19 protein-coding genes are annotated in these 24111 nt (G+C 70.0%); 7 read left to right on the top strand and 12 right to left on the bottom strand.

What is annotated here, in order from left to right:
* The first annotated feature begins 16 nt into the window (after positions 1–16).
* The 4 genes from OHT51_RS16050 to OHT51_RS16035 are packed head-to-tail and all read left to right on the top strand — an operon-like array spanning position 17 to position 6541.
* Positions 17–1279 (top strand): glycosyltransferase, encoded by a 1263-nt coding sequence (locus OHT51_RS16050; RefSeq protein ID WP_328879630.1) that lies wholly within the window; start codon positions 17–19, stop codon positions 1277–1279.
* Complete coding sequence (locus OHT51_RS16045) at positions 1276–2925, top strand: ArnT family glycosyltransferase (RefSeq protein ID WP_328879629.1); 1650 nt, start codon at positions 1276–1278, stop codon at positions 2923–2925. The genes OHT51_RS16050 and OHT51_RS16045 overlap by 4 nt, the downstream gene beginning before the upstream one ends.
* On the top strand, positions 2922–4127 hold the full coding sequence (locus OHT51_RS16040; RefSeq protein ID WP_328879628.1) for a glycosyltransferase family 2 protein: 1206 nt from the start codon (positions 2922–2924) through the stop codon (positions 4125–4127). Before OHT51_RS16045 ends, OHT51_RS16040 begins: the two co-directional genes overlap by 4 nt.
* Positions 4124–6541 (top strand): galactose oxidase-like domain-containing protein, encoded by a 2418-nt coding sequence (locus tag OHT51_RS16035; protein ID WP_328879627.1) that lies wholly within the window; start codon positions 4124–4126, stop codon positions 6539–6541. The genes OHT51_RS16040 and OHT51_RS16035 overlap by 4 nt, the downstream gene beginning before the upstream one ends.
* On the opposite strand, the gene OHT51_RS16030 is transcribed toward OHT51_RS16035, so the two are convergent.
* The 4 genes from OHT51_RS16030 to trhA form a co-directional block, all read right to left on the bottom strand.
* On the bottom strand, positions 6538–7266 hold the full coding sequence (locus OHT51_RS16030; protein ID WP_328879626.1) for a Mut7-C RNAse domain-containing protein: 729 nt from the start codon (positions 7264–7266) through the stop codon (positions 6538–6540). The two genes, OHT51_RS16035 and OHT51_RS16030, sit on opposite strands and share 4 nt — an antisense overlap.
* Before the next feature lie 33 nt (positions 7267–7299).
* Positions 7300–7929 (bottom strand): TetR/AcrR family transcriptional regulator, encoded by a 630-nt coding sequence (locus tag OHT51_RS16025; protein ID WP_443052491.1) that lies wholly within the window; start codon positions 7927–7929, stop codon positions 7300–7302.
* Positions 7930–7934: 5 nt separating this feature from the next.
* Positions 7935–9476, bottom strand: a complete 1542-nt coding sequence (locus tag OHT51_RS16020; protein ID WP_328879624.1) for a DHA2 family efflux MFS transporter permease subunit — start codon at positions 9474–9476, stop codon at positions 7935–7937.
* 120 nt (positions 9477–9596) lie between these two features.
* On the bottom strand, positions 9597–10343 hold the full coding sequence (trhA, locus tag OHT51_RS16015) for a PAQR family membrane homeostasis protein TrhA (RefSeq protein ID WP_328879623.1): 747 nt from the start codon (positions 10341–10343) through the stop codon (positions 9597–9599).
* A gap of 340 nt (positions 10344–10683) precedes the next feature.
* On the opposite strand from trhA, the gene OHT51_RS16010 reads away from it, so the two are divergent.
* Positions 10684–12507: a phosphoenolpyruvate carboxykinase (GTP) gene (locus OHT51_RS16010; protein WP_328879622.1), complete on the top strand. Its 1824-nt coding sequence runs from the start codon at positions 10684–10686 to the stop codon at positions 12505–12507.
* A 186-nt stretch (positions 12508–12693) separates the two neighbouring features.
* On the opposite strand, the gene OHT51_RS16005 is transcribed toward OHT51_RS16010, so the two are convergent.
* The 6 genes from OHT51_RS16005 to OHT51_RS15980 all read right to left on the bottom strand — a co-directional run bounded on the left by OHT51_RS16005 (position 12694) and on the right by OHT51_RS15980 (position 19174).
* Positions 12694–13302, bottom strand: a complete 609-nt coding sequence (locus tag OHT51_RS16005) for a hypothetical protein (RefSeq protein WP_328879621.1) — start codon at positions 13300–13302, stop codon at positions 12694–12696.
* Complete coding sequence (locus OHT51_RS16000; RefSeq protein WP_328879620.1) at positions 13289–14869, bottom strand: substrate-binding and vWA domain-containing protein; 1581 nt, start codon at positions 14867–14869, stop codon at positions 13289–13291. The genes OHT51_RS16005 and OHT51_RS16000 overlap by 14 nt, the downstream gene beginning before the upstream one ends.
* On the bottom strand, positions 14866–16041 hold the full coding sequence (locus OHT51_RS15995; RefSeq protein ID WP_328879619.1) for a toxic anion resistance protein: 1176 nt from the start codon (positions 16039–16041) through the stop codon (positions 14866–14868). The genes OHT51_RS16000 and OHT51_RS15995 overlap by 4 nt, the downstream gene beginning before the upstream one ends.
* Positions 16042–16056: 15 nt before the next feature.
* Entirely contained in the window at positions 16057–17121 is a 1065-nt protein-coding gene (locus OHT51_RS15990; protein WP_328879618.1) for a substrate-binding domain-containing protein, read from the bottom strand.
* Positions 17122–17422: 301 nt separating this feature from the next.
* Positions 17423–17845, bottom strand: a complete 423-nt coding sequence (locus tag OHT51_RS15985; protein WP_328879617.1) for an SCO4983 family protein — start codon at positions 17843–17845, stop codon at positions 17423–17425.
* A gap of 117 nt (positions 17846–17962) precedes the next feature.
* Positions 17963–19174, bottom strand: a complete 1212-nt coding sequence (locus tag OHT51_RS15980) for a pyridoxal phosphate-dependent aminotransferase (protein ID WP_328879616.1) — start codon at positions 19172–19174, stop codon at positions 17963–17965.
* A 209-nt stretch (positions 19175–19383) separates the two neighbouring features.
* Between OHT51_RS15980 and OHT51_RS15975 the strand changes: the two genes are divergently transcribed.
* Positions 19384–19941, top strand: a complete 558-nt coding sequence (locus OHT51_RS15975; RefSeq protein ID WP_328879615.1) for a hypothetical protein — start codon at positions 19384–19386, stop codon at positions 19939–19941.
* A 232-nt stretch (positions 19942–20173) separates the two neighbouring features.
* A complete protein-coding gene (locus OHT51_RS15970; protein WP_328879614.1) occupies positions 20174–21103 on the top strand; it encodes a S1 family peptidase in 930 nt (309 codons plus the stop codon).
* A 55-nt stretch (positions 21104–21158) separates the two neighbouring features.
* Here OHT51_RS15970 and OHT51_RS15965 read toward each other — a convergent pair whose 3' ends face one another.
* Together OHT51_RS15965 and OHT51_RS15960 are read right to left on the bottom strand one after the other, a co-directional pair.
* The gene (locus tag OHT51_RS15965) at positions 21159–22781 is read right to left on the bottom strand and encodes an N-acyl-D-amino-acid deacylase family protein (RefSeq protein WP_328879613.1); all 1623 of its coding nucleotides are present in this window, start codon (positions 22779–22781) and stop codon (positions 21159–21161) included.
* 18 nt (positions 22782–22799) lie between these two features.
* Positions 22800–24071 (bottom strand): amino acid deaminase, encoded by a 1272-nt coding sequence (locus OHT51_RS15960; RefSeq protein WP_328879612.1) that lies wholly within the window; start codon positions 24069–24071, stop codon positions 22800–22802.
* Between the last annotated feature and the right edge of the window lie 40 nt (positions 24072–24111).

The following is a 24111-nucleotide window of genomic DNA, read 5'->3' as shown; positions in this document are numbered from 1 at the left end:
GATCTGGGGGGATCTGTTGCTGACGTCTGTTTTCATAGCCGTCGTCTCGCTGGCCTTGTTCTGGATGGCGGCTTTCACCTTGTGGTGGCAGATGCACGCGTGGCGTACGCCCGAAGTGCTCGCCTCCACCCGGTTCAGCAGACCGGACGGCGGCGAGCACGTGTCGTTCTCGCTGCTGTTGCCGGCCCGGCACGAACAAGCCGTGCTGGACCACACCATCCAGCGGCTGCTGGAGTCCACACACACCGACTTCGAGATCATCGTCATCGTCGGGCACGACGACCCGGAGACCACCGAGGTGGCCGAGCGGGCCGCGGCACGTGATCCGCGCGTCCGCGTCGTCGTCGACACCCACGAGAAGAAGAACAAACCGAAGGCCATGAACACGGCGCTGCCGCACTGCCGCGGTGATGTCGTCGGGGTCTTCGACGCCGAGGACCAGGTCCATCCAGAGCTCCTCGCGCATGTGGACCACGCGTTCCGCACGACCGGGGCGGATGTCGTCCAGGGCGGGGTCCAGCTGATCAACTTCCACTCCAGCTGGTACAGCCTGCGCAACTGCCTGGAGTACTTCTTCTGGTTCCGCTCCCGGCTGCACCTGCACGCGCAGAAGGGGTTCATCCCGCTCGGCGGCAACACCGTCTTCGTACGGACGGACGTGCTCAGGGAAGCCGACGGCTGGGACTCCAACTGCCTCGCCGAGGACTGCGATCTGGGCGTGCGGCTGTCCAGCGTCGGCAAGAAGGTCGTCGTCGCCTACGACTCCGACATGGTGACCAAGGAGGAGACGCCCGGCAGCCTGATGTCGCTGCTCAAGCAGCGCACCCGCTGGAACCAAGGCTTCCTTCAGGTCTACCGGAAGAAGGACTGGAAGCAACTGCCCACGTTCGGGCAGCGGTTGCTGGCCCGCTACACGCTCACCACGCCGTTCCTGCAGGCCTTCACCGGGCTGATCATCCCGCTCAATGTGGCGATCGCGCTCTTCCTCGACGTGCCGGTGAGCATCGCGTTCATCACCTTCCTGCCTGCCGTGACCGCGCTCGTCACCTTCGTGTTCGAGGTCGTCGGACTGCACGACTTCGGCAAGCAGTACGGGCTTCGGGTCCGCTTCGTCCACTACCTGAAGCTGATCGTGGGCGGCCCCTTCTACCAGGTGCTCCTCGCCGGCGCCGCCATCCGCGCCGTATGGCGTGAGCAACGCGGCCGCAACGACTGGGAGTTGACCAGCCACGTCGGCGCACATCTCGCGCACGTGAACCGAGAGGACGTTCCTGCGTGACCTCCACCCTTCCCGCGGTGACCACAGTCAAGGTCCCCGCGCAGCGGCAGCCTGCGCCCACGACGCGTTCGACCAGCCGAACCACCCCGCCGACGCGCCTGCGTTCGTCCCGGCCCGACCTGATCCTGTGCGGCGTGCTCCTCGTCGCGATCCTCGTCGTGCAGGGCTGGAACATCGCCGACTATCCGACCCTCAGCGACGACGAGGGCACCTACCTCGCCCAGGCCTGGGCCGTCCAGGAGGGCCGCGGCCTCGCCCACTACACGTACTGGTACGACCACCCGCCGCTCGGCTGGATCCAGCTGGCCCTGCTGACCTGGATACCGGCCGCGCTCAGCCCCGAGTCGATGACCGTCGGCACCATGCGCGCCGCGATGCTCGTCATCAGCGCGATCAGCGCGGTCCTCGTCTACGTGCTCGGGCGGCGGCTGTCCCTGCCGCGCTGGGCGGCCGGACTCGGCATGGTCCTGTTCGGGCTCTCGCCGCTGTCGGTCGTGCTCCAGCGGGAGATCTTCCTCGACAATCTCGCGGTGATGTGGACGCTTCTCGCGTTCGCCCTCGCCGCCTCCCCGAGCCGCCACCTCTGGCACCATTTCGGGGCGGGGATCGCGGCGGCCACGGCCGTGCTGACCAAGGAGACGATGCTGTTCGTCCTCCCCGCGGTCTTCGTCACCATGTGGCGGCACAGCCACCGCGACACCCGCAAGTTCGCCCTGACCGGCGCGATCACCGCATGCGTGCTGATCGGCCTGTCGTACCCGCTGTTCGCCCTGCTGAAGGGCGAGTTGTTCCCGGGCAGCGGGCACGTCTCGCTCTGGGACGGCATCAAGTACCAGATGACCAGGCCCGGTTCGGGCTTCATCCTCGACCAGGGCTCCGGCTCCTGGGGCGTCCTGCAGTCGTGGCTCTACTACGACCGCGTCCTCATCGTCGGCGGCCTCGCGGGCGGCCTGCTGCTCCTGGTCACCTGGCGCTGGTCGGTCACCGCCCGGGCCCTGGCAGGCCCCTCCTTCGCGGTGGTGATCCTCGCCCTGGTGGCCATGCGCCCCACCGGCTACCTGCCCGCGATGTACGTCATCCAGGCGCTGCCGTTCCTCGCCCTCGTCCTCGCCGGCGGCACGGCCTCCGTCGCCCACGCCGTCCTGCGGCGACGGCGTTCCGAGGCCGAGAACCGGTACGTCACCGGCGGGCGGTACGCCCTCGCGGCCGTCCTCGCGATCGCGGCCGGCGCCTATGTCGTACCCCGCTGGTACGACGGCGCCCACACGGCCGTCACCGCCGACGCCAACGCGCCCTACCAGGCCGCCTCGAAGTGGCTGGCCACGGAGGTGGAGGACCCGAAGGACACCCGGGTGCTCGTCGACGACGCGCTGTGGCTGGACCTGGTGCACGCCGGGTACGAGCCCGGGCTCGGCGCCATCTGGTTCTACAAGGCGGACCTCGACCCGGCCGTGACGAAGACGATGCCGCGCGGCTGGAAGGACCTCGACTACGTCGTCGCCTCGCCGACGGTGCGGCGGGACGCGGTCGACCTGCCCAACGTCAAGGCGGCCATGGAGCACTCGAAGCCGGTCGCCGTGTTCGGCACCGGTGCGGACCGGATCGAGATCCGGCAGATCCAGACAGCATCCGGAGGGGTTCGATGACGCACGAGTACACCGCCCCAGGAGAGCTGGGCGAACCGTCGGTCGATGCCGCCGAGGTGCCCGAGCCGGGCGCCGTCACCATCGTCGTACCGACCTACAACGAGTCGGCGAACGTACGGCAGTTGCTGCACCAGATCACCGAGTCGGTGCCGTCCCGGCTGCCCTGCGAGGTCGTCTTCGTGGACGACTCCAGCGACGACACCCCGCAGGTCATCAAGGAGGCGGCGCAGGACTGCCCGTTCCCGGTCACCGTCATCCACCGCGACGAACCCGTCGGCGGGCTCGGCGGCGCGGTCGTCGAGGGGATGAAGGCGGCCGGTTCGGACTGGATCGTCGTCATGGACGGCGACTGCCAGCACCCGCCGTCGCTGGTGCCGGACCTGGTCGCCACCGGCGAGCGCGCCAACGCCGGGCTCGTCGTCGCCTCCCGGTACATCAAGGGCGGCAGCCGGGCCGGGCTCGCCGGCAGCTACCGCGTGGCCGTGTCGCGCGGCGCGACCTGGCTGACCAAGTCCCTCTTCCCGCGCAGACTGCACGGCATCAGCGACCCGATGAGCGGCTTCTTCGCGATCCGGCGCAGCGACATCACCGCGGAGGCGCTCAAGCCGCTCGGTTACAAGATTCTGCTGGAGCTGGCGGTCCGCAGCCGCCCGCGCACGGTCACCGAGGTGCCGTTCGTGTTCCAGGACCGGTTCGCGGGGGAGTCCAAGTCCACCGCGGCGGAGGGCCGGCGCTTCCTGCGGCACCTCGCCGGGCTGCGGACGGCCGACCCGCTGTCCCGGATGGTGGTGTTCGGGCTGATCGGGCTGACGGGCTTCGTGCCGAACCTGGCCGCGCTGTGGGCGCTGACCCAGGCGGGGCTGCACTACCTCCCGGCGGAGATAGTCGCCAACCAGTTCGGTGTGGCCTGGAACTTCCTGCTCATCGAGAAGCTGCTGTTCCGCGACCGTCGTGTCCACCGCCACTGGGCCGACCGCACCGTACGGTTCGCGCTGCTCGCCAACGCCGACCTGGTGCTGCGCATCCCGCTGATCGCGCTGCTCGTCGGGCAGTTCGGGCTGGCCGTGCTGCCGGCGACCGCGCTGGCCCTGGTCATCACCTTCGTCCTGCGTTTCGTCGGTACCGAAGCGCTGGTCTATCTGCCGCGCCGGAGCGGGAAGGGCACCGGGCGCGGGAGCCGCACAGCAAGGAGTTCCGCATGAGAACCAGCCGCAAGAGATCCGGGAGGAGAACGGCCCTGCTGGCCGTCATGGGCCTGACCGGGGGCCTGCTCCTCACCTCGCCCGAGTCCGCCTCCGCCGCCAACCTCATCAAGAACCCCGGCTTCGAGACCGCCGGCACCGACGACATGCCCTACTGCTGGAAGAAGTCCGGCTGGGGCGACAACGACTTCACGTTCGAGACGACGACGGACGCCCACAGCGGCTCCAAGGCGATGAAGGTGTCGCTGACCCGCCGTGTCGAGGGCGACCGCAAGGCCCTCATCACCGAGTCCGCCGACTGCGCGCCCGTCGTCACGCCGGGCAAGCAGTACGACCTGGGGCTCTGGTACAAGTCGACCACCCCCGACACCTCGGTCACCCTCTTCCGGCACGACGCGACTGCGGGCTGGCAGTACTGGACCGACCTCAAGACGCTGGAGATGGCGGCGGGTTGGACCGAGGCGACGGTCCGTACGCCCGAGGTGCCCGCCGGCACCGACCGGATCGCGTGGGGCGTCTCCGTGTACGGCACCGGCTCCGTCACCACCGACGACTACACGATGGACCAGGTCGCCGAACCGGTCCCGGACCCGGTGTGCACGGGGACGGCCGAGGAGTGCGCGAACGGCCGCTGGGACGTCCTGCCCACGAAGAACCCGGTCCGCTCCATGCACTCCGTCGTCCTGAACAACGGCAAGGTGCTGCTGATCGCGGGCTCCGGCAACGACCCGACGATGTTCCAGGCGGGCACCTTCACGAGTGCGGTCTACGACCCGCAGAACGGCACGTACAAGCAGATCCCGACGCCCAAGGACATGTTCTGCGCCGGTCACGTCCAGCTCGACGACGGGCGTGTGCTCGTGATGAGCGGCAACAAGGGATATCCGTCGGCGGACGGCACGATCGGCTACCAGGGCTACAAGGACTCGTACATCTTCGACCCGGTCAGCGAGACGTACAGCAAGACCAACGACATGAACGACGGCCACTGGTACCCGTCGGCCACCATCCTCGGTAACGGTGACGTGATCTCCTTCGGCGGGCTGAAGGAGGACTCGACCGGTTCGGTGGCCGCCGAGCGGTGGTCGGACGCCGAGCAGAAGTGGCTGGAGCTCTGGAAGGTCAACCAGACCTGGTCGTACTGGGGCCTGTACCCGTCGATGATCCTGATGCAGGACGGCCGCCTCTTCTACTCCGGCAGCCATGTCTTCGGCAACAACATCCCGGGCACCGGATCGGCGATCTACGACTACGACGCCAACACGGTCACCCAGGTCCCCGGCCTGCAGCGCAAGGACGAGCGCGACCAGTCCGCGAGCGTGCTGCTGCCCCCGGCCCAGGACCAGAAGGTCCTCACCATCGGCGGCGGCAACATCGACTCCAACCCGGACGCGAACCGCCTCACCGACGTCATCGACCTCAAGCAGCCCAACCCGTCCTACGTCGCCGGCCCGCCGCTCCCGCAGGGCACCGTCGACCTCGGAGCCGGCAAGGTCCCGCAGACCGGCAACCAGGGCAAGATGTACGTCTCGGCCGTGCTGCTGCCCGACGGCAAGGTCCTGGAGACCGGGGGCGCGCTGCACAACCGGGCCGACCCGGTGTACGAGTCGTCGCTCTACGACCCGGCGACCAACACCTTCGACCCGGTGGCGGCGGACCCGGAGGAGCGCGGCTACCACTCGTCGGCGTTCCTCCTGCCCGACGGCCGCGTGATGGCCACCGGCGACAACCCGGGCAACGGCTCCTGGAACCACGACGTGTCGATCTACACCCCGCCCTATCTCCTCAAGGGCGAACGTCCGACGATCACTTCGGTGATCGACACCGAGTGGACGTACGGCGACACCCAGCGGATCACCGTCGACCGGCCCATCGCCAAGGCCGAGCTGATCCGCCCGGCCGCAGTGACGCACTCGTCGGACCCGAACCAGCGCTTCGTGGATCTCCCCCTGTCGGTCGACGGCAACAACGTCGACCTGAACGTGACGAGTAACCCCAACCTGGCCCCGCCCGGCTGGTACATGCTCTTTGCGGTCGACGCCAACGGCGTGCCGTCGGTGGCCAAGTGGGTGCACCTCCAGGGCCCGCAGGCGCTGAGCGCCAAGGACGCCTCGGCGCATGTCCACGACTTCGCCGACAACCTCAAGGGCAAGGTCACGGGCCCCGGCAAGAAGCGCACGTCGCAGAAGGTCAGCCCGACCGTGTCCGGCTGCGACCGGCACTACGGCTCCGCCAACGTCTGTGTGCCGACGGACTTCCCGCCGACCGTGAAGGCGACGACGAAGGCCCGCTGCGACTGGCTGAAGAAGAACGACTACGGCCGCCTCAAGGTCAACGGCAAGGACGACCCGCTGCGGCTGGACACGAACAGGGACGGAATCGCCTGCGGAAAGGGTGATGTGACCCGGCGTTAGCCGGCGTAGTCCGCGAGGGCGCGCTCCACGATGGCGACCAGCTGTTCGTGGTGCGCGCCCTTCCAGTACGCGCGCTTGCACGCGGTGCATTGCGCGAAGACGTCGTACGACCGCTGCGTGCCGCCCTCCAGCTGGTCCGCGACCTCCTCCTTGGTGGCCTCCTTGAGCAGGCCGTTGCAGGCGGTGCAGCGGGTCCAGGGCCGCAGCTCGGGGCGGAACCGGTCCAGGATGTCGCGGAGCTGGTCCTCGGGGCGGGTGCTGTAGACGTACGCGCCGGCCCAGAGTTCGCGGCGCCGCAGCAGGCCCCGGTCCCGGCTGAGCATGACCCGCTGCTCGGCTGCCGAGAGGGCGGCCAGCGCCGGGTCGCCGATGTCCGTCGACTCGTAGGCCGTGTCCACGCCGAGCAGGCGCATACGGCGGGCGAGGGTGCCGAGGTGGACGTCGAGCAGGAAGCGCAGCGGGGCCCCGGGCACCCGCTGGGGGCGCTCGACGGGCCGTACGGAAACGGACTGGCCCGCCGTCGGGATGTGCGAGACCGGCGCCTCGTGGCCGTCCACGACCAGCGGACCGACCTCGGTCAGCGGGACGCCGAGGGACTCGACGACATGGCCGAGGGTCGAGACGCCGTCGGCGGTGACCTGGGCGGCACCGTCCTGGCGCCGCCCGTTGGGGAGGAACAGGCGCAGCTCGGGGGCGAACTCGACGTGGATCCCGGGACCGTTCACCAGGTCAGGATGGCACGGGAGCGTGCTGTGGCCTCAGGGTTTTTCCGGGGTCAGGCCGTGCTCGACGACGTCCAGGGCACGGTCGACCAGGTCGTTGAGGTCGTCCTCGAAGCCGTTCTCGGCCCAGTACAGGGAGACCTCCGCGAGGGCGCCGATGAGGGACATCGTGAAGACCCGCACCTCGAAGCTGTCCCGCGCTCTGCCGGTGCGCTCGGCGATGGCCTCGCCGAGCATCCGGCCGGTGACCGACATGCTCTCCAGCATCCGGGACCGCACCGCGGGGACCTGGACCAACAGGTGGGACCGCAGCCGCACGGCCTCCGGCTCCTCGTCGGTCGCGGCCGCGATGGCCAGCTTCATGACGTACCGCAGCGACTCCATCCACGGCTCGTCCGCCGGCCGCCTGCGCAACTCGTCCAGCAGGACCGGGTCGTACTCGTCCGTGAGGACGATGTCCTCCTTGGTCGGGAAGTAGCGGAAGACCGTGGACGGCGACACCTCGGCACGCTCGGCGATCTGCTCGATCGTGGTGGCGTCGTAGCCCTGCTCCTTGATCAGCGCGTACGTCGCCTCCCGGATCGCCGTCCGGGTCTTGATCTTCTTCCGCTCACGAAGCCCCAGCTGGGGACGGTCGGTCAGGGGAGAGGAGTGCGCGGGGGTCATGGGGCTCATTGTCGGGCATCGGCCCCCGCGGCGGCCATGTCCGGGCTCTCGGGCTCATGCGCATCGGGCGTGCCCGGCAGGAACGCCGCCGCCAGCAGGGCGGAGACGAGGGCCGCGATCCCGCACACCAGGAGCACGACGCCCATGCCGTGGACGTGGGCGCTGTTCGCGGAGGCCGCCAGCTCCGCCGAGCCGGCGCGCTCGGCGACGAGATGCGCCGCGACCACGGACTCCCCGGCGGTGTCGGCGGCGCTCGCGGGCAGCCCGGTGACGTCGAGCCGGTCCCGGAAGGTGCCGGCGAGCAGGCTGCCGAGCAGGGCGATGCCGATCGCGCCGCCGACCTGACGCATGGTCATCAGCAGCCCGGATCCGCTGCCGGCGCGGTCGCGGGGCAGGGCGCTCAGGCCGCCGTTCATGGCGGGGATGAGCGAGAGGCCGAAGCCGAGGCCGGTGACGGTGAGCCACAGCGCGACGAATCCGTAGCCGGAGTCCGCCGTCGTACGGCTGCCGAGGAGCCCGGCGAAGGCCAGCACCACCAGGCCGGCGCTCACCGCGGCACGCGCACCGAAGCGGGCGACGACCTTCGGCGCGAGGCGGGAGGCGACCAGCAGTCCGCCCATCATCGGCAGCAGCCGCACTCCGGTGCCCAGCGCGTCGTGGCCGAGGACGGCCTGGAGGTAGGGCGGCAGCACGAACAGCAGGCCGGTCAGGATGAACGTCACCAGGGTGGCGGCGACGGTGTTGAACAGGAAGCCGCGGTGGGTGAGCAGGGTCATGTCGAGCATGGGGCGCTCGACCCGGCGTTCGCGCAGCACCAGCGCGGCGATCAGGAGCACGGCGGCCCCGAGCATGCCCAGGACCAGCGGGTCGCCCCAGCCCCGGGTGGGCGCCTCGATGATCCCGTAGACGAGGGCGCCGAGCCCGGACGCGGCCAGGGCGGTCGAGACGGTGTCGACCCTGGGGGAGGCGGGGTCCTTCGTCTCGGGGAGCAGGAAGACGCAGGCGGCGATGCCGATCGCGGCCATCGGGACGTTGATCAGGAAGACCGAGCCCCACCAGAAGTGGTTCAGCAGCCAGCCGCCGATGATCGGGCCGAGCGGCAGGCCGAGCGCGGAGGCGGCCGAGCTGATGCCGACGGCCTTGGCGCGCTCCTCGGGGCCGAAGAGCGTGGGCAGCACGGACAGCGAGAGCGGGGTGACCAGGGCCGCGCCGACGCCCATCACGGCCCGCGCGGCGATCACCGCGGTCACGTCGCCCGCCAGCGCGCCGACCAGTGATCCGGCGAGGAAGACGCCGAGCCCGGTGATCAGCATCCGCCGCCTCCCGAACCGGTCGCCGAGGAGCCCCGCGGGCAGCATCAGCGCGGCGAAGACGACGACGTACGCGTCCGCCATCCACTGCTGCTCCCCGGTGGTGGCGCCGAGGTCGGCGGCCATCGTCGGCAGCGCCACGTTGAGGATCGTCATGTCGAAGCCGAGCGTGAGCATGCTCGCGACGAGGGCGCCGAGCGCCCACCAGCGGCGAGCATCCGTAGTGACAGTAGGCATGAAATGAGAGTAACTCTCAAAAGAGTAAGACTGTCAATATCCTGCGACTGTCAACGTTTCTGGACGCGAAAAAGGGCCACGGCCTGGAAGCCGTGGCCCTCGAAGAGGCTGTGCGGTGGGCTACGCGTGCTGGTACGCCACCAGTGAGATCCCGACGTAGTGCACGACGAACGCCGCCAGCGTCAAGGAGTGGAAGACCTCGTGGAAGCCGAACCAGCGCGGTGACGGGTTCGGACGCTTGATGCCGTAGATCACGCCGCCCGCGCTGTAGAGGAGGCCGCCGACGATCACCAGGACCAGCACCGCGATGCCGCCGGTGCGCATGAAGTCCGGCAGGAAGAAGACGGCCGCCCAGCCCATCGCGATGTAGCAGGGGGTGTAGAGCCAGCGCGGGGCGCCGACCCAGAACACCCGGAAGACGATGCCCGCCGCGGCCGCGCCCCAGATGCCCCACAGCAGCCACTGCCCCTTGGCGCCCGGCAGCAGCAGCATCGTCAGCGGGGTGTACGTGCCCGCGATGATCAGGAAGATGTTGGCGTGATCGAGCCGGCGCAGGATGCCGTCCATGCGCGGGCTCCAGTTGCCCCGGTGGTACAGCGCGCTCACGCCGAACAGCAGACAGGCCGTGAGGGCGTAGATCCCGCAGGCGAGACGACCCCGGGGTGAGTCCGCGAGGGCGGTGAGTGCCAGGCCCGCGACGAGTGCGGCCGGGAACATGCCGAGGTGCAGCCAGCCGCGGAGTCTCGGCTTGATCTCGTCCGAGAGCTGCTGGGCGTGGTGCGCGATCTGGTGCTGCAAGGAGGGCGCGCCGGAGTCGCGGCCGGCGGCCGGCGTGTCCGAGGGTGCGTCGGGGACGGGCGCAGTCATGCCCTGCATCGTACCTACGGAACCGTAAGTTACGTATCAGGGCGGCGAGATGGGTGTCCCGAAGTGGCCATCGTCTCATGGGGTACCCGCCGGGGCACACCCGGGGTGAAGCCGCGGTGACGCATCGAAAACATCGGGATGAGTGGCGATGCTCACGCCGCTCACCTGTGACGCCCTCTGGACATATGCGCGGACGCGTCGGATGATCAAATGAGTGCGGTCGGCACCGGATGAGCGCGGAAGATCCACGGCAGATCAGTCCGCGAAGCATCCGGGTCGCGGCCCCCACGGGGCATACAAGGGCATATTCAGGACAAAAACCCCTCATTTAGGAGCAACCGTGGCGCGCGACATCGCGGCTCCCCCCGTCGTACCCACCACCCACCGGGAGCTGGTCTCGTGGGTGAACGAGATCGCTGAACTGACGCAGCCGGACAGCGTGGTCTGGTGCGACGGATCCGAGGCCGAGTACGAGCGTCTGTCCGAGGAGCTCGTCGCGAAGGGCACCTTCAAGAAGCTCGACCCGATCAAGCGCCCCAACTCGTACTACGCGGCCTCCGACCCGACCGACGTCGCCCGCGTCGAGGACCGGACCTTCATCTGCTCCGAGAAGGAGGAGGACGCAGGCCCGACCAACCACTGGAAGGACCCCGCCGAGATGCGGGAGATCTTCGCCGGTGAGAAGGGCGTCTTCCGCGGCTCGATGCGCGGCCGGACGATGTACGTCGTCCCGTTCTGCATGGGCCCCCTCGGCTCCGACCTCTCCGCGATCGGCGTCGAGATCACCGACTCCGCCTACGTCGCGGTCTCCATGCGCACCATGACCCGCATGGGTCAGCCCGTCCTCGACGAGCTCGGTGAGGACGGCTTCTTCGTGAAGGCCGTGCACACGCTCGGAGCGCCGCTGGAGGCGGGCGAGCAGGACGTGCCCTGGCCGTGCAACAGCACCAAGTACATCTCCCACTTCCCCGAGACCCGCGAGATCTGGTCCTACGGCTCCGGCTACGGCGGCAACGCCCTGCTCGGCAAGAAGTGCTACGCCCTGCGCATCGCCTCCGTGATGGCCCGCGACGAGGGCTGGCTGGCCGAGCACATGCTGGTCCTCAAGCTCACCCCGCCGCAGGGCGAGGCCAAGTACGTCGCCGCCGCCTTCCCGAGCGCCTGCGGCAAGACCAACCTCGCCATGCTGGAGCCCACGATCTCCGGCTGGACCGTCGAGACGATCGGCGACGACATCGCCTGGATGCGCTTCGGCGAGGACGGCCGGCTGTACGCCATCAACCCCGAGGCCGGCTTCTTCGGCGTCGCGCCCGGCACCGGTGAGCACACCAACGCCAACGCGATGAAGACGCTGTGGGGCAACTCGGTCTTCACCAACGTGGCGCTCACCGACGACAACGACATCTGGTGGGAGGGCATGACGGAGGAGACTCCGGCCCACCTGACGGACTGGAAGGGCAACGACTGGACGCCGGGCAGCGAGACGCCGGCCGCCCACCCGAACGCCCGCTTCACCGTCCCCGCCGCCCAGTGCCCGATCATCGCGCCCGAGTGGGAGGACCCCAAGGGCGTGCCGATCTCGGCGATCCTGTTCGGTGGCCGCCGCGCCACGGCCGTCCCCCTGGTCACGGAGTCCTTCGACTGGAACCACGGCGTCTTCCTCGGCGCCAACGTGGCCAGCGAGAAGACCGCCGCCGCCGAGGGCAAGGTCGGCGAGCTGCGCCGCGACCCGTTCGCGATGCTGCCGTTCTGCGGCTACAACATGGGCGACTACATGGGCCACTGGGTCGACGTCGCCAAGGACAAGGACCAGGCGAAGCTCCCGAAGATCTACTACGTCAACTGGTTCCGCAAGAACGACGAGGGCAAGTTCGTCTGGCCCGGCTTCGGCGAGAACAGCCGCGTCCTGAAGTGGATCGTCGAGCGCCTCGACGGCAAGGCCGAAGGCGTCGAGACCCCCATCGGCATCCTGCCGGCCAAGGGCGCCCTGGACACGAACGGCCTGGAACTGGCCGACGCCGACCTGGACTTCCTCCTCACCGTCGACAAGGAGGTCTGGCGCGAGGAGGCCGCGCTCGTCCCCGACCACCTGAACACCTTCGGCGACCACACGCCCAAGGAGCTGTGGGACGAGTACCGCGCTCTGGTGCAGCGCCTGGGCTGACCAGCCCCCAAAGACGCCGCGGCCGGCTCCGATTGTGCCCTGACCAGCAATATCGTCACGGCCGGCCGCGGTGACAGCACCACAGACCGGCGAGGTTCCGTACAACGACGTGCGGGGCTGTGGGCCTGTCGTCGCACGCTCCCGTCCGCCCCGACGGGAGCAACGCGACGACAGGCCCTCGCCTGCTCACAGCGTCCCGCCCCGGTCCTCCAGATACCGGGTGTGGGTCTCCTGGCGGCGGGCCTCCACCTCGTGCAGGCTCGCCGCCAGACGCTCGGCGTCCTTCTTCAGCAGACCGAGCTGGCGCTCCAGATGCAGCTCGGGGGACTCGGTTCCCGGCGTCATCCGCGTCCACCAGCGCGTCCGTACGAAGCTGTCGACGGCCTCGGGGAGATCGCGCCGCACGATCCGGGAGAGCACGTGCACGCCCTCCGGGTCGTGGGTGAGCAGCTCGGCGACCCAGCCGCGGTCCAGCAACGCGGTGAGCAGCTCGGTGAGTTCACGCAGCCGGGCGGCTGCCGTGACCGACAGCTCGATGCCCGCCAGATAGCCGCGCAGCTTCTCGAAGTCGCCCCGCACCTCGTCGAGCTGGGCCGACGGGCCCGGGAAGTCGGGCGGCGCGGGCCGCTCCGGCGGGGCGATCAGTGCGCCCGCGCCGTACAGACCGGCGACGACGACGGGCCAGTACGGTCCCGCGACGCCCGTGAAGGTCAGCACGACGCCGACCAGCCCGCACGCGCTTCCGGCGATGTTCTTGCGGGACTCCAGATACGCGAACGCCTTACTGGTAGCCACGGATCTCCTCGAAGGCGCCGTCCAGCGAGCCCTCCTGGGCGTCGAAGAGGCGGCCGCCGGTCAGCTCGGCGATGTGCTCCAGCTCGGAGCGGTCGGAGTCGCCGAAGAGGATGGGGAAGACGGGCGTCTCCCGCCGGTCGCGGTCGAGCCCCGCGTAGAAGGAGTCGAAGTCCGCCGCCTTGTCGCCGGTGGTGTTCTCGCCGTCCGTCATCAGCACGATCGACGTGAAGGTGTCCTGGGAACGGCCGGCGCCCAGATGCCGGTACGCCTTCTCCAGCGAGGTGTAGATCGCCGTGTCGCCCTCGGCGCTCAGCGCGTCGGTCTCCTCGCGGATCCCGGCGAGCCCCGCCTTCGGGTCGGCCGGATCGACGACATGCGTGGCCACGCTCTTCACATCGGAACCGAAGGGCATCAGCGTGACCTCCTCGCGCTCACGGAAGTCGCCGGTGAGGTCGGAGAGCGCCTGCTTCAGCTGCTCCAGCCGGTCGCCCTCCATCGAGCCCGAGGTGTCGAGGACGTAGACCGTCCTGGACGGGCGGCGCAGCTCGTTCTCATACGAGTCGAGCAGGCCGTCGGCCACGGAACGGCTGCCCGGGAAGGGCAGCTCGCGCCGCCTGCTGGTGTCGAGACCGGGTCCGGGGCGGACGGAGGCGACGACGGGGCGGCGGTGGGTGCGCTCGGTGATCAGCCGCTGGAGGTCGTCGGTGCGCAGGGCCTCGGTGACACGGCGGACGTCCTCGCGGGTGGCGGCGTCGGTGGACGCGAGGGAGGAGAGCGGGTAGTCGGCGGTGACGACGCCGTCCTTGGGGCGGATCACGGTCAGGCCCGGGATGCCCTTGAGGACGGACTCGTAGTTGAGCAGCGCGTCGACGTTCCCGCGCCGCTCGTACGCCGCCGCCAGCCAGCCCGACGAACCCGACGTCAGCTTCTGCCCCTTGAAGAACTCCTTCAGGCGGGGCGTGGCCTTGGTGACGTCGGCGTCGGTGAGCGCGGACTGGGCGCCGGAGAGGGCCGAGGCCACCGAAACGAGCGTGGCGAAACCGGAGTTGGAGCGGGCCGGGTCGGTCATGCCGTACGTCAGCCTGCCGTCCTGGACGGCCTGCTCGATCTGCGACCAGGTGACGTCATCCGGCTTCCAGCCGAGCCGGCCGAGGGTGGTGGTCCTGACCCCGAGGGCGACCGGGCTCGACATGACCGGCGTCTCCGACACGACCTTCTTCGCCGCGTCGGGGCGCAGCCGCAGATAGTCGTTGGAGGACAGCCACAGGGCGTCGTACTCCCCGTCCACCTTGCCCTTCGCCAGCATCTCGACGGCGTCGAGAGTGCCCATGTACGTGGGCCGGATCCTGACGCCCGTGTCGCCGGCGATCCGGTCGAGGACCGGGGTCATGTCACTGAGCTCGCTGGAGGCGAGGACACGCAGGGTGCCGGGCTGCGGGGCGTTCGGGTCCGGATCGTCGGTGCCCTTCTGCGCGGTGCAGCCCGCCAGCAGCGCCACCGCCGCGAGAGCGACGGCGAGCAGGCGCCCGGGGCGTCGAGTGTGTCGGGTGTATGGGGTGTGTCTCATCCGAGGCCGCCCTCCAGCGCGCCCTGCGAGCGGCTGCGCTCCAGGAAGGCGCTCGCGTGCTGCAGTTCGGCGGTCAGGTTCTCCACCGTCGTCGCCATCGCCTCGGTCGCCTGCACCTTGTAGGTGTCGATGGCGTCGAGGGTGCGGTAGATCTGCTGGAAGGCCGAGCGCAGGGTCTCGGCGCCGACGGCCGGGTCGGCGGCGATGCGCTGGATCTCGCCGCTCTGCGTGGCGAGCATCTCGGCGTTGCCCCGGATGAGGTCCTCGGTCGTGCCGCGCAGGGCGTTGACCTGTTCGATGACCTTCTTCTGGTTGTCGAGGGCGGACGCCAGCATCACGGAGATGCGCAGCGCCGAGACGGTCGTGGTCGCGGCCCGGTCGACGCCCTTGATCAGTTCCTCGTTGTTGCGTCGTACGACGTCCATGGCGAGGTAGCCCTGCGCGCACACCGCGAGCTGGGTGAGCAGGTCCTGGTGCTTCTGCCGGACGGGGAAGAGGATGTCGGCCCGGAGGTTGTCCGCCTGCGCGGGGTCCTGTGTCTCCACGCCGGTGATGTGCTGCCCGACCGCCGTGTCCAGGGCTTCCGTCAGGACGACGTACTCCTGGAGCTTGCCCATGGTCTCCCAGAGCCGCACCCGCTCGGTCTGCAGGGCGGCGTTGTCGCGGCGGAGCTCGTCCTGCCCGCCCCGCAGCGACCCGACGATCTTGTTGAGGGTCCCCTGGGCCGAGGCGTACTTGGCGACGTGGTCGCGCAGCTTGTTGCCGCCGGGAAGCCTGGAGAGGAACTTGCGTCCCTTGGAGGCGGGCAGGTCCCGCGGGTCCAGGTCCTCCACGACCCGCCGCAGTTCCACGAGCGAGCCCGCGACCTGCGACTGGGCGTCCCCGCCCCGGTCCGGCAGGCTGCGGATGGTCCGCTCCAGCATGCGGTTGGACTGCGCGGCGGCGCTGCGCATCTCGCCGGCGCCGAGGCCGGTGATCTCACCGACCTTGCCGGCGAACTCGGGGGAGCGGGCGTCGAGCGCCGCGAGCCCCTCCACGTACGCGGATGCCTTCTTCGCCATGTCCGTGCGGACGCCCTCGTCGACCGGGACGAGTCCGCCGGCCTTCTCGCGCGGCACGGTGGCCACGGGCTCGGGCGGAGTGAGGACGAAATCGTCGTCGCTGTTGTTCATGAGGTGCTGCCCCCCTTATCCGCGCGCCCGTCGCGCCAGCTCGTGCAGCACCTTGGCGGTGGGCACGGGCGCCTGGCGGACGCCGGTCAGTTCCTTCTTGAGATACGTCGTGTCCGAGGCGAACTCGGTGACCTCGCCCTGCGGGCGGAACCCGTGCTTGACCTCCAGCGCCCGCAATGTCGGGTCCGTGGCGAGGAGTTCGGCGACCGCCTTGCCGTTCTCGGTGAGCGGTACGGCCGTGTGGTCGCTGTTGACCGTGGTGTCGGGGTAGAGGACGACCAGGTCGCCCTGCTGCTGCCCGTCCGTCAGCAGCGAGGCCACCTGGGACTCGTAGACCACGACGAGGGGATTTCCGGCCCCGCTGACGAAGTCGCGGAAGGCGGCGTCGCTGCTGGACTGCTGGGCGCCCTGCACACTGACCAGCTTGTGCAGCAGCGGCGAGGTGCGGTCCACCTCGGCGCCGGAGGCGACGACCTTGCCGCCGTTCGCGACATAGGAGGCCGCGGCGAGGTAGAGGGCGCCGGAGTTGGAGGTCTCGGGGTCGGTGCTGGACAGGTAGAGCGTGCCCGTCAACTCCCCGTACTTCCCGGCGCCCTTGAGCTGCTGCCAGGTGCGGTCGGCCCGGGCGGCGTCCAGATAGGCGGCCATCGCGAAGGTGCCGCGGTGCTCGGTGTCCAGGGTGGCGAGCTTGTTCGCCGCGAGCACCTCGGCGGCGCTCTTGTGCGCCACGACGACGAGGGGCGAGTAGAAGGGGCGGGGGAGAGTCCCCGTCACCTTGTACTTCGCGGCGAGTTCGGCGGCCGGCGCCTGGCTCGACGGCAGCGCGAGGTCGTACCCCGCGAGGTCGAGTCCCTCCATGGCCCAGGACCCGGAGGTCTCGGCCTTCACGGTGTAGCCCTTGGCGGCGAGGGCCCGCACCACGTCGGGATCGGCGAAGAACTCCGCCTTCTCCGATCCGATCACCGCGCGCACGGTCTTCGTTGCCGTGCTCGTGTCCCCATCACTGCGGCCCGCGACGACGGCGGCCACCACGCCACCGATCAGCAACACCGCGAGGACGATTCCTGCAATTCGTCTCACGCCGGGGAGAGTGCTCGCGGAATCCAACGTTCCCCGCCGCGGGGGGTGAACGAGGGGTGTATTACCGGTCCCGGTATGCCACGGGTCGGGCAACGCGGCTTTTGTCTTTTGCTTTCAGGGGCGCGGGGACCTGCGCGACAAGCCACAGACAACCCGCAGCCGCCGCACGACACAGACCATCACGGCGAACAGACGAACAGACGAACAGGCGAACCCGGCCGAAGCCAACGCAGTGCTGTGGCACCCGGTCCGCGCGTCGCTGCGGGTGCACGCGGACCGGGGCCGTTCGGGGGGGGGTGTGTCAGCCGACGCCGGTCAGTTCCTGCGACTCGGGCTGCGCGGCGGCGTGCGCGTCCATCCGCTCGGCGGCGAGGATCGCGGCAGCGGTGTCCGCCCGGGAGGCCGCGACGACCAGCGCCCGCCCCGCCAGGGCATGCGCCCGGTGATGCAGCGCCGCGAGCCTCGCGTCACCGCCGGCGGCAGCCGCGCGGGCCGGCGTACGTCCGCCCCGCAGCCGGGCCACCTGCCCGGCGAGCCGCTCGGCGGCCTCGTCGAGGTCGGCGGACGGGGCCTGCGCACGCAGCTCGTCGGTGACGGCGAGCAGCGCCGCGAGGTGGCCCGCGAGCTGGATGTCCAGCTCCTCCTCGCGCGACCGGTGGGGGAAGTCGGAGGTGGTGCCGGCCATCGTGCTGTGGACCGACTTGGTGCGGATCGGTTCGTACATGGGGATGGCCTCCTGTGCTTTGACAGGAAACCATCCTAGCTTAGATTTCGTCTAAAGTTGAGCGTGTCACAAAACAGGGGCGCCCGCACACGGAGCGTGAGTGCCCGGCCGGGGCCGTCAGGGCTGGCCGTACCCGTCGAGGAACCGCCCGATCCGTCCCATCGCGTCCCGCAGGTCCGTGACCGTCGGCAGGGTCACCACCCGGAAGTGATCCGATTCGGGCCAGTTGAATCCCGTGCCCTGAACGACCATGATCTTCTCGCTCCGCAGCAGGTCCAGGACCATCTGCCGGTCGTCCTTGATCTTGAAGACCTTCGGGTCGAGGCGCGGGAAGAGATACAGCGCCCCCTTCGGCCGTACGCATGTCACGCCGGGGATCTGCGTCAGCAGCTCGTACGCGACATCCATCTGCTCCTTCAGTCGCCCCCCGGGCAGCACCAGGTCATTGATGGTCTGCCGCCCGCTGAGCGCGGCCACGACACCGTGCTGACCGGGCATGTTCGCGCACAGTCGCATGTTCGCGAGGATGGTGAGGCCCTCGATGTAGGAGTCGGCGTGGGCGCGCGGGCCCGAGATCGACATCCAGCCCACCCGGTACCCGGCGACCCGGTAGGCCTTCGACATGCCGTTGAAGGTGAGGGTGAGCAGGTCGGGAGCGACGGCGGCCGTGGGCGTGTGGGTGGCGTCGTCGTACAGGATCTTGTCGTAGATCTCGTCGGAGCAGACGAGGAGGTTGTGCCGCCGGGCGATGTCCGTCAGCCCCCGCAGCATGGCCTCGTCGTACACGGCCCCCGTCGGGTTGTTGGGGTTGATGATGACGATGGCCTTGGTGCGGTCGGTGACCCTGCGCTCGACGTCGGCGAGGTCGGGCATCCAGTCGGACTGCTCGTCGCACCGGTAGTGCACGGCGGTACCGCCGGACAGGGAGACGGCGGCGGTCCACAGCGGATAGTCCGGCGCGGGCACCAGGACCTCGTCCCCGTCGTCGAGGAGCCCCTGCATCGCCATGACGATCAGCTCGGAGACGCCGTTGCCGATGAAGACGTGCTCGACGTCCGTCTCGATGCCGAGGGTCTGGTTGTGCATGACGACGGCCCGGCGCGCGGCGAGCAGCCCCTTCGCGTCGCCGTACCCGTGGGCCGACGACACGTTGCGGAGGATGTCCTCCAGGATCTCGGGCGGACACTCGAAGCCGAACGCCGCCGGGTTCCCGGTGTTCAGCTTGAGGATCCGATGCCCCGCCGACTCGAGCCGCATCGCCTCCTCGAGCACCGGGCCCCGGATCTCGTAACAGACGTTGGCGAGCTTGGTCGACTGGATCACCTGCATGTCAAGGAGCTTACGGCCCGGTAACGGCCCCCGGGTCGTGTTTTCCGACACGTGAGACGCGGGGGTTTGGGCTGTTATCGGCGGTAGCTGTCCCAGAGGCCCCTCACGTCCCTAGAATTCGCGGTCATGTCCAGGCCGCCGGAGAACGAGAACGGGACCCCGTCGACGCCGCCGAACGTGTACCACCCGCGGCCGACGACGCCTCCCCCGTGTACGAAGAGTTCGCGGACCCCGCGGCCGCGCACGGATGGCAGAACGCGTTCGACGCGACGGCCGAGCTGCCCCCGGTGACCGAGGAGCCCGCCCCGGGCAGGGAAGAGCCACGCGGCCACCGGGCTCCGGGTGCCGGTCGCGGTTCGCGGCGCAAGGCGCGCGTCCGGGGCCCGCGCCGGATCCTGGTCGCGGCCGGCGCGGTCTCGGTGGTGTCGGCGGCGGCGTTGGTGGCCGGCCTCTCCCTGTCCGGCTCGTCCTCGGGTGACCCGCAGGGCGGGCACGACCGTACGAGCCCGACCTTGGGGGAGCCGGTGGAGCCGGCCGACTCCGTCGGCCCCGGCGCGTCGAAGGCCACCGATCCCTCGCGCACGGACACCCCCGACATCGGGGCGAGCTCGTCCGCGTCCGACGGTGCCGACGACGCCGAGGAGACGCCCACGGCGGCGCCCTCCGCCCCCACCGGTGACACCTCGACCGCCACGGGCAGCACCGCTCCGGGCAACTCGGGCGAGAACCGGGGCCGCGGACAGGGCAACGCCAAGGGCCCGAAGTAGGCGACGGACGACCGGACACCGTCACGTGTGGCGATCTCATCGCCCTCCCGTGAACGTCCTGCGCCGCCCTCTCCGCACGCCCCATTCACCGTGATAGGGAATCCCCTACGGCTTGAACTCGCGGGTAACCAACTCCTTGTCCGCACCCCCCTCGTGCGTGACAATGCGCATGACAAACACGTGGGTGACCGGAGATTTTCCGGTCACCTTCTCCGTATGAGGGGACCCCCACATGAGAAAACCTCTCGGCGCCGCCCTCCTCGCCCTGGCGATAGCCGGGGCCGGCGCCGTACCCGCGGCTGCGGCTCCCGTGAACTCGGCCGAGTCCTTCGGCAAGAGCGCGGACACCGACTCGGTCACCTCCCTGGTCCGGGACACCGTCACGTCCACCACGGAGAGCCTCAACCAGGTCCTGAACCCCAAGGTCCAGGCCGTCAACTTCGCGGGCACCGTCTCGCTCAGCAACTGCTCCGGCTCCGTCGTCCGCTTCTCCGACTCGGAGGACAACGACCCGGCGCTGGTGATGTCCAACGGCCACTGTCTGGAGACCGGCATGCCGGGACCCGGCGAGGTCGTCGTCGACCGGGCCTCCAGCCGGACGTTCGGTCTGCTCAACGCCTCCGGGAGCCGGGTCGCCAACCTGCGCGCCAACAAGCTCGTGTACGGGACGATGACCGACACGGACGTGTCGTTCTATCAGCTCACCACCACGTACGGGCAGATCAAGAGCTCGTACGGCATCGACGCGCTCACCATGGCGGAGACCCACCCCGTCGCCGGCACCGCCATCACCGTGGCCTCCGGTTACTGGAAGCGGCTCTACAACTGCAACATCGACGGGTTCGCGTACCGCCTCAAGGAAGGCGACTGGACCTTCAAGGACTCGGTCCGCTACACCTCCGCCTGCAACACCATCGGCGGCACGTCCGGCTCCCCCGTCATCGACCAGGCCACCAACAAGGTCGTCGCCGTCAACAACACCGGCAACGAGGACGGCCAGCGCTGCACGGTCAACAACCCGTGCGAGGTCGACGAGAGCGGCAACGTCACCGTCCGCCAGGGCATCAACTACGCCCAGCAGACCTACCAGATCCCCGCCTGCTTCGGCGTCGACAACAAGCTCGACCTGAGCGCGAGCGGGTGCGTGCTGCCCAAGCCGTAGCCGCAGTCATAGCCACGGCCCGCGGGGCGGGCGGTCCCCAGGTCACTGAGACAGTTCACGGTGTCCTGCGGACCGCCCGCCCCGCCAGTACGTCCGTCCGGCGCCCGTCCTCGATCACGAAACGGCCGTCGACGAGGACGTACGGGATGCCCGTCGGGAGCCTTCTCGGCTCCTCGAACGTCGACCCCGCCGCCACCGTCCGCGGGTCGAACAGCACCAGGTCCGCCCGGTAGCCCTCGCGGACCAGCCCCCGGTCCGGCAGCCGCAGCCGCGCCGCCGGACGCGCGGTCAGATGGGCCACGCACTCCTCCAGGGACAGCACTCCCAACTCCCGTACGTAATGGCCGAGATAGTGCGGGAACGTGCCGTACGCGCGCGGATGCGGCTTCGTGCCCTGCAGGATGCCGTCCGAGCCGCCCGTGTGGACGCGGTGGCGCATGATCGTCCGGACGTTCTCCTCGTGGCCGACATGCTGGAGGATCGTCGAGCCCAGCCGGTCCTGAAGGAGCAGTCCGCGCGCGGTCACCCACGGTGCCTCGCCCCGCGCGTCCGCGGACTGCTGGATCGTACGGCCGACGAAGTCCCCGAGCGCCGGGTCGGTCACGCCCGAGATCTCGATCGTGTCCCACTCGATGGGCACGCCGTGGCAGCCGTCCGCGCCGATGACCTCCATGTGATGGCGGATGCGCTCGGCCGTGTCGTCGTCCGACAGGCGGGCCAGGACCGCCTCCGGGCCGCCCTCGCTCGCCCAGCTCGGCAGCATCGCGACGAGGGTCGTGCAGCCGGGGGTGTAGGGGTAGGTGTCGAGAGAGATGTCGGCACCGGCCGACAGCGCCTCGTCCAGGAGCTTCAGCAGGTCCGGGGCCCTGCCCTCGTTCACGCCGAAGTTCATCGTGGCGTGGGCGAGATGGAGCGCGCAGCCCGCCTCCCGCGTCAGCGCCACCATCTCCTCGTACGCCTCCAGGGCTCCGGCCCCGTAGGAGCGGTGGTGCGGGCAGTAGTAGCCGCCGTACGACGCCACCACCCGGCACAGCTCGGTCAGTTCCGCGTCCTTGGCGTACATGCCGGGCGTGTACGTCAGCCCGGACGACATGCCGACCGCGCCCTGTTCCATGCCCTGAGCGACCAGCTGCCGCATCCGGTCCAGCTCGTCCGGCGTGGCCTCGCGGTCCTCCCAGCCGACGGCGAGGGCGCGGACCGTCCCCTGCGGGATCAGGTACGCCGCGTTCACGGCGATGCCCCGGCCTTCGAAGCCGGCGTCGAGGCGGTCCAGGTACTCGCCGACCGTCCGCCAGTCGAAGTCGATGTCGTCGCCGGAGCCGTTCCAGCCGGTGATCGCGCGGCGGACCTCCGCGAGGGTGCGGTCGTCGACGGGGGCGTACGACAGCCCGTCCTGGCCGATGACTTCGAGAGTGACCCCCTGCGCAGCCTTCGCGCTGTGGTCGGGGTCCCTCAGCAGCGCCAGGTCGCTGTGGGCGTGCATGTCGACGAAACCGGGGGAGAGGACGAGGCCCTCCGCGTCCAGCTCCCTGCGGGCCTTGGGCCGTTGGCAGCCGGCCGCTGCCGCCTCCTGGACGATCGACACGATCCTGCCGCCGTCCACGACGACATCGGCCCGGTAGGACGGGCCGCCGCTGCCGTCGACGACGTCCGCGTCCCGGATCACCAGCTCTTCCATGGCTGACGCCTCCCTGTCCTAGAAGAACGTGCGGATGTAGTCGACGACCGTCCCGTCCGCCTCGGCGACCGGAATCAGCTGCCACTTGTCGAAGGACGTGCACGGGTGGGACAGCCCCATGCCGAGCCAGTCCCCGACCTCCAGGTCCGCCTCCTCGGTCGTCCGCAGCCACGCGTGCTGGTCGGACAGAGCGGTCACGGAGATGCCGGTGGCCGGGCGCTCGGGTCCGTCGCGGCGGACCACCTGGGCGAAGGGCAGGTCGAGGTCGTACGCCGCGTCGCGCTTGCCCGCGTTGACGAAGGCCTGGTCGGGGGTGGGGCGGGAGACGACCTGGGCCCACAGGCGGAAGGCGGGTTCGAGGGCGCCCTCCTGCGGGACCCGGTTGAACGGGGTGAGCTTGCGGTAGTGGCCGTCGTCGTGCGAGACGTACGCGCCCGAGCGCAGCAACTTCATTACGGGGAGCGACAGTTCGGGGATCTCGTCGAAGACGTCGGCCACCGCGTCGAACCATGCGCTGCCGCCCGCGCTGACGACGATCTCGTCGAGGCCGGCGAACCGGCCGGACTTGTCGAACTCGGCCGCGAGCAGGACGAGCCGCCGCAGCCACGCGTGCACCCGCTCGGGGTTCGCGTCCGGCACCTCGCCCTCGTACCCGGCGACGCCGACCAGTCGCAGCGTCGACACGGCGGCCACCGCGTCCGCGACGGCCGCGCACTCCGCCTCCGTACGGACACCGGTACGGGCGCCGTCACCGGCCGCCAGCTCCACGACGACGTCCAGCGGACGGGTGGCCCCGGCGCCGCTCAGCGCCGCGTCCATCTGCTGCACGCCGCGCACGGAGTCGACGTAACAGATGAGACGGAAGTCCGGATCGGCGGTCAGCTCACCGGCGATCCAGCGCAGGGCGGCGGCGTCCACCAGCTCGTTCGCCAGGAAGATCCGCTCGGTGCCGTATGCCCGCGCCACCCGCACCTGGTGCGGTACGGCGAGGGTGATGCCCCACGCCCCGTGCTCGATCTGCCGCTGGAACAGCTGCGGGGCCATGGAGGTCTTGCCGTGCGGGGCGAAGGCGAGGCCGTGCCGGGTGGCGTACGTCTCCATGAGGTCGAGGTTGTGCTCCAGGCGCTCGGCGGAGAGGGCCAGCACGGGGGTGGCGAAGCCGTCGGTGAAGAGGTTGCGGCGCTGGGCGGCCAGTTCGGCGACGGTGAGACCGTCGGCGTCCGGCGGGAGGCCCTTGAAGCGGTGGTCGACGCGTTCCTCGGCCAGGCGGGCGAGTGCCTCGTTGCTCATGGGACCTCCCTGATCTGGGGAGTTGCATTCTCTGCAACAT

Origin of the sequence: Streptomyces sp. NBC_00299, assembly GCF_036173045.1 — a bacterium.
GTDB lineage: Bacteria > Actinomycetota > Actinomycetes > Streptomycetales > Streptomycetaceae > Streptomyces > Streptomyces machairae.
The sequence above is the reverse complement of the archived record's forward strand: the minus strand, read 5'-3'. Positions and strand labels throughout refer to the sequence as shown.

Bases quoted from the DNA above. Each gene is read 5' to 3' on its own strand.
- OHT51_RS15960 (WP_328879612.1), bottom strand. From the start codon at position 24,071: ATGAGCAACGAGGCACTCGCCCGCCTGGCCGAGGAACGCGTCGACCAC.
- OHT51_RS16000 (WP_328879620.1), bottom strand. From the start codon at position 14,869: ATGAGACACACCCCATACACCCGACACACTCGACGCCCCGGGCGCCTG.
- trhA (WP_328879623.1), bottom strand. From the start codon at position 10,343: ATGACTGCGCCCGTCCCCGACGCACCCTCGGACACGCCGGCCGCCGGC.
- OHT51_RS15965 (WP_328879613.1), bottom strand. From the start codon at position 22,781: ATGGAAGAGCTGGTGATCCGGGACGCGGACGTCGTCGACGGCAGCGGC.
- OHT51_RS16040 (WP_328879628.1), top strand. From the start codon at position 2,922: ATGACGCACGAGTACACCGCCCCAGGAGAGCTGGGCGAACCGTCGGTC.
- OHT51_RS16020 (WP_328879624.1), bottom strand. From the start codon at position 9,476: ATGCCTACTGTCACTACGGATGCTCGCCGCTGGTGGGCGCTCGGCGCC.
- OHT51_RS15970 (WP_328879614.1), top strand. From the start codon at position 20,174: ATGAGAAAACCTCTCGGCGCCGCCCTCCTCGCCCTGGCGATAGCCGGG.
- OHT51_RS15995 (WP_328879619.1), bottom strand. From the start codon at position 16,041: ATGAACAACAGCGACGACGATTTCGTCCTCACTCCGCCCGAGCCCGTG.
- OHT51_RS15985 (WP_328879617.1), bottom strand. From the start codon at position 17,845: ATGTACGAACCGATCCGCACCAAGTCGGTCCACAGCACGATGGCCGGC.
- OHT51_RS16025 (WP_443052491.1), bottom strand. From the start codon at position 7,929: ATGACCCCCGCGCACTCCTCTCCCCTGACCGACCGTCCCCAGCTGGGG.
- OHT51_RS15980 (WP_328879616.1), bottom strand. From the start codon at position 19,174: ATGCAGGTGATCCAGTCGACCAAGCTCGCCAACGTCTGTTACGAGATC.
- OHT51_RS16035 (WP_328879627.1), top strand. From the start codon at position 4,124: ATGAGAACCAGCCGCAAGAGATCCGGGAGGAGAACGGCCCTGCTGGCC.